Raw genomic sequence first — 4,460 nt, forward strand, 5'->3', positions numbered from 1 at the left:
GGCGGCGGCCAGTCCCACCGACGAGGTCCCGCCGCGAATCAGCAGCGACTGCCCCGAACGCAGGTCGAGTCCCGTGGTCAACGACCCATAGGCGGTCTGCACCATCTCGGGCAACGCGCCCACCGTCTCCCACGACAGATCAGTACGAATCGGGATCACCTGCGACAACGGCACACTCGTGTACTCGGCATACCCGCCATCAAAACTGCGGCCCATGTCCCCCATCATCGCCACCACCTGATCCCCACGCTTCAAACCCGAACCCGCGGGCGCGGCATCCACCACCCCCGCCGCCTCGATCCCCGGCACCCGCGGGTAGGAAACCCCCTCGGACATGCCCAGGCGCAGATGGAGCTCGGATCGGTTGAGCCCGAATGCCTCCACCCGTATCCGCACCCACCCGTCCCGCTCGGGCGGCAACGGCACCTCCCGCACCTCGAGATGGTCGACTGGGCCTGGCTCCGACAGCACCACGGCGCGCATGGATGTCCCCTTCAGTCACGTGGTTTGGACGAACTCTAAGCCGAACCCGTCGAGCCGCGCGGGGATTCCGTCGGGTTGGGCGCGCGCACCGATGTCATCGTTTCGTAAGGCCAAAACGCGTGGTGGCGGCCGGTATCGGTGCTTGGATTCAAGCCATGAGTTCCATCACCGCGTTGCGACGCATCGTCGACACCGCGCGGAATCACCGGTTGTCGCCGTTCCGCGAGGGCGCGTTCGCGCAACGGATTCACCATCCGCGCGTGGCCACGGTGATCGGGCGGGCGCTGGCGGTGTGCCTGGTGTGGTGCTTCCTCACGGGCCTGTACAGCCACTTCCAGCAGGACCCCGCGTCGTGGATGAGCTTCCCGACCCGTCCCGTGTGGCTGTACCGCGTCACGCAGGGCAGCCACGTGGTCAGCGGGATGGCCGCGATTCCGTTGGTGTTGGCGAAACTGTGGACGGTGTATCCGCGGCTGTTCTCCTGGCCGATCGTGCGCAACCCCGTGCATATGATCGAGCGCGGCTCGATCGCGGTGTTCGTGGCGGCGACGCTGTTGCAGCTGTTCATGGGGTTCTTCAACACCATCAAGTGGTATGTCTGGCCGTTTTCCTTCCGCCACACGCATTACTGGATGTCGTGGATCATCGTGGGTTCGCTGTTGATCCACATCGCCGTGAAGCTGCCGTTGATTCACGAGCACTGGCGGGCCGCGCGCGAGACCGAGGCGCGGACGTCGGGGTGGTCGCGGCGCGGCTTCCTGGCCACGGTGTCCATCGCCACGGCCGCGGTGGTGATGACCTCGGCGGGACAATCGTTCACTCCCCTGGGGAGGGTGGCGGTGCTGGCGCCCCGGCGGCCGGGCGTGGGTCCGCAGGGCCTGCCCATCAACCGCACCGCGAAGGCGGCGCGCATCGACCCCGCCGCGGTCTCGACCGACTGGCGGCTGGAGGTGGACGGCCCCAAACCCTTGCGGCTCAGCCTTTCCGACCTCAACGCCATGCCACAGACCGAGGTGGAGCTGCCGATCGCCTGCGTGGAGGGTTGGAGCCAGAACGCCCGCTGGGGCGGCGTGCGGATCCGCACCCTGCTGGATCGCGCGGGCGCGCGGCGCGGCGACGGGGCGCGGGTGACGTCGTTGCAGCGGGCGGGTTCGTACTCCGAAAGCGAGCTGCCGTCCGAGTACGCCTGGGACGACGACACGCTGCTGGCGTTGCGGCTCAACGGTTCCGTGCTGCACATCGACCACGGCTACCCCGCGCGGATCATCGCGCCGGGGCGGCCCGGGGTGTTGCAGACGAAGTGGGTTCGCGGTCTGGAGGTGCGGCGATGAGGTGGCTGCGGGTCGTCCTGGTGCTCGGCGGGGTCGGGCTGGCGGCGGTGGGCGTGGGCGGGCTGCTCACGCACTGGACGGCGAGCCTGTGGTTCCTTCCCCTGTGGCTGGCGGGGGCCGTGTTCCTCCACGATGGAGTGCTGGTGCCGATGACGTTCGGGGTCGGCGGGGCCCTGTGGCGGGTGACCAGCGGACTGGCGCCGTCGGCTCGGCAGTGCGTCGTGGCGGGCGTGTGGCTGACCGCGCTGATGACGGTGCTGGCGATCCCGCTGATCCTGCGGCGCGGCGTCGTCGCCAACGCCACGGTGCTGCCGTCGAACTACCTGATCGATCTGCTGTGGACGCTGGGGGTGATCGCGGTCGTCACCGCGATCGCGACCCTCGTCCGCATCCGCCGCGCCCCAAGGAAAAGGGGCACCGACTCCTGACTCGGTCCCGCCCGTCGCGCCACAACCACGCGCCGACGGCAACCCCCGCCGCCAGGCTCGACGGTTCCTTCGCGCAACGGTCTCCACGGTCATGCCCCGAGCCTCGGCCGCCGCATGGACCGAACGGCACAGGATCGGACCACGCGGCCCCTTCCCGAATCGCCACGCGTCACCGATCCTTGCGGCCATGTGGTTGATGCACGACGGCGGAACCGCCGCCGACTCCCCGACTCCCCGCACGGGCGGCCTGCCCTTGGCGCCCAACGGTTTCCAGTGGCCCGTGTGCGCCGAGTGCGAGGGGCCCATGTGTTTCGTGGCCCACCTCCCCGTCGACGACGGGGCGGTCGAGGTGTTCATGTGCCAAAACGACCCTGGCATGTGCGACGACTGGGATGCCGAGTCGGGCGGCAACCGCGCCGTGCTGGTCCACGGCGATCTGCGCCCCGTGGCCCCTCCCGAAGAGGGAGAGACCCTGCTCGACACGGTCACCGCGCTGCGCCCCGTCGCCACACCCATCGAGGGCGAGGTCCCGGGACGGCGGGGCGGCACGCCCGATTGGTGGCAACTCGACGAGACCCCCGCGTGCCCCGCCTGCGGCAGGCGGATGCCGTTCGTCGCCCAGCTCGAGGAGGGTGGTGACGCCCTCAACTTCGGTGGCGGCGGACGAGGCTACGTGTTCACGTGCCCGCCGTGCGGCACGGCGGCGTTTCTGTGGCAGCGTTAGCCTCAGGGGTTCGAGCGGATTGCGCGGACCGTCCAATTCATGGCGTTCAACGCTTCCCGCTCAGCACTATCTCGAGTGGATGCCTCCATCCGTCGAATCCACTGCCGACGCGCGGGGCGGCTACGCGGCATCCCGTACATCTGCCGAACTGCGTAACCATTCGACGTCCCAACGCGACCAAATGTGACCAACCGCAGTCGGATCATCACCAACTTGCGCGCGCTCGCCTGATGCACAATCCGTCTTCGCCGCGCCACGCTTGGTCCACAAGCACCCATGGAGGTTGTCATGCATCTCGTTTTCATCGATGACAGTGGCCAGCCAAAGCCCGCGCGCGAGCCGCTTGGAGAGTTGGTGTCCTTTGGCGCCGTGATCTTCCACGACTCCGCTGTACGTCAGTACAGTGAGTGGCTCCAAAGGGCCAAAGCAGAGGTCGGGATCCCTCTTACCGAGGAACTCAAGTGGAACCCGCCGAAAAACTCTGTCCAGCGCAAACTCGGTTCTGAGTGTGCAGACCTTCAGCGTTCGATGCTTCAACACGCTGCCTTGCTGGGCGCCAAGACTGTTGTCTGTGTGGTCGAGCTTGATCGTCCGTCCAACAGGGAACGTGATTCCAAAGTCACCGAAGCCTTCACATATCTGTATGAGCGGATCGGCTACTGCCTGGATTCTCTAGAGGCTGAATCCGCTGTCGCGGTTGCGGATCGGCCTGGTGGTGGCCGTTCCGAGGAGATCTCATGGCTTAAAGAGGCATTGGAACTCACCAGCAACGGCACCCAATTCAAAAAGTGCACGCAGCTCATCATGCCCACTGTGACAGCTCCGTCAACACTGGTACCGCTACTGCAACTCGCGGATCTGGTCGCGGCCTCGACCACCGCCGCTATCGCTGGGAGCGCCAGAGGCCGAAATCTCCTCACCGACTTGATGCAAATGACATACAGATACCCCGATAACCAAGTAGGTGGGTCGGGTGTGAAGATCTTCCCCGATCGTCTCGTCGACCTGTACCAGGAGTTCGGAGACAGAAGCTATCGGAGGATGAGAAGCGACCCGATTCAGTTCGAGCCCAGATGGGAACCAGGCAAAGGAGACCACTCATCCCCCCGCCCATTCCAATACCGAAATGGACTGCCCTCCTAAGACGGACCGTCCCGTTCGTTGATGATCACGCATCGTTCAGTGCCGATGGGTGTTGTCGGGTTGGGACGGGTCGCCTGGGTGCTCGAAGCCCTCGGCGCAGCGCAGGTGGGTGCCGCGCTGGTAGTCGAGCCAGCGGGCGAATTCGCGTAGGCGTTCGCCGAGGCGCTGGCGGGCGGTCGAGTCTACTTCGGTGGGACGGTCGTCGGTTTCCTCGGCGACCGCGAGGTGCCAGCCGAGGCTGGACTCCACGGGGCCGATGGTTTCGCCGAGTTCGGCGCCGCGCAGGGCCCGGGTGAGGGGTTCGGGGAGGTCCTGGAGGGTCGTCCAGCCCATGGGGCGCAATGGTTCTCG

6 protein-coding genes are annotated in these 4,460 nt (G+C 66.7%); 4 read left to right on the top strand and 2 right to left on the bottom strand.

Annotated features, from left to right (window positions below):
* Positions 1-483 (bottom strand): alcohol dehydrogenase catalytic domain-containing protein (locus VE172_RS07340; RefSeq protein WP_324799262.1); only part of this gene is annotated, 483 nt, incomplete at its 3' end.
* Between the two features lie 155 nt (positions 484-638).
* Here VE172_RS07340 and VE172_RS07345 point away from each other — a divergent pair.
* The 4 genes from VE172_RS07345 (at position 639) to VE172_RS07360 (ending at position 4,109) form a co-directional block, all read left to right on the top strand.
* The gene (locus tag VE172_RS07345; protein ID WP_324799265.1) at positions 639-1,814 is read left to right on the top strand and encodes a molybdopterin-dependent oxidoreductase; all 1,176 of its coding nucleotides are present in this window, start codon (positions 639-641) and stop codon (positions 1,812-1,814) included.
* The gene (locus VE172_RS07350) at positions 1,811-2,242 is read left to right on the top strand and encodes a hypothetical protein (protein ID WP_324799268.1); all 432 of its coding nucleotides are present in this window, start codon (positions 1,811-1,813) and stop codon (positions 2,240-2,242) included. Before VE172_RS07345 ends, VE172_RS07350 begins: the two co-directional genes overlap by 4 nt.
* 187 nt (positions 2,243-2,429) lie before the next feature.
* Positions 2,430-2,966, top strand: coding sequence for a hypothetical protein (locus VE172_RS07355; protein ID WP_324799271.1), 537 nt, complete (start codon positions 2,430-2,432; stop codon positions 2,964-2,966).
* A 288-nt stretch (positions 2,967-3,254) separates the two neighbouring features.
* Entirely contained in the window at positions 3,255-4,109 is an 855-nt protein-coding gene (locus tag VE172_RS07360) for a DUF3800 domain-containing protein (protein WP_324799274.1), read from the top strand.
* Positions 4,110-4,145: 36 nt separating this feature from the next.
* On the opposite strand, the gene VE172_RS07365 is transcribed toward VE172_RS07360, so the two are convergent.
* Positions 4,146-4,460, bottom strand: a 315-nt coding sequence (locus tag VE172_RS07365) for a peptidylprolyl isomerase (protein WP_324799277.1), incomplete at its 5' end; no start/stop codon positions are given.

The sequence above is a fragment of the Stackebrandtia sp. genome, assembly GCF_035643755.1.
Taxonomy (GTDB): domain Bacteria; phylum Actinomycetota; class Actinomycetes; order Mycobacteriales; family Micromonosporaceae; genus Stackebrandtia.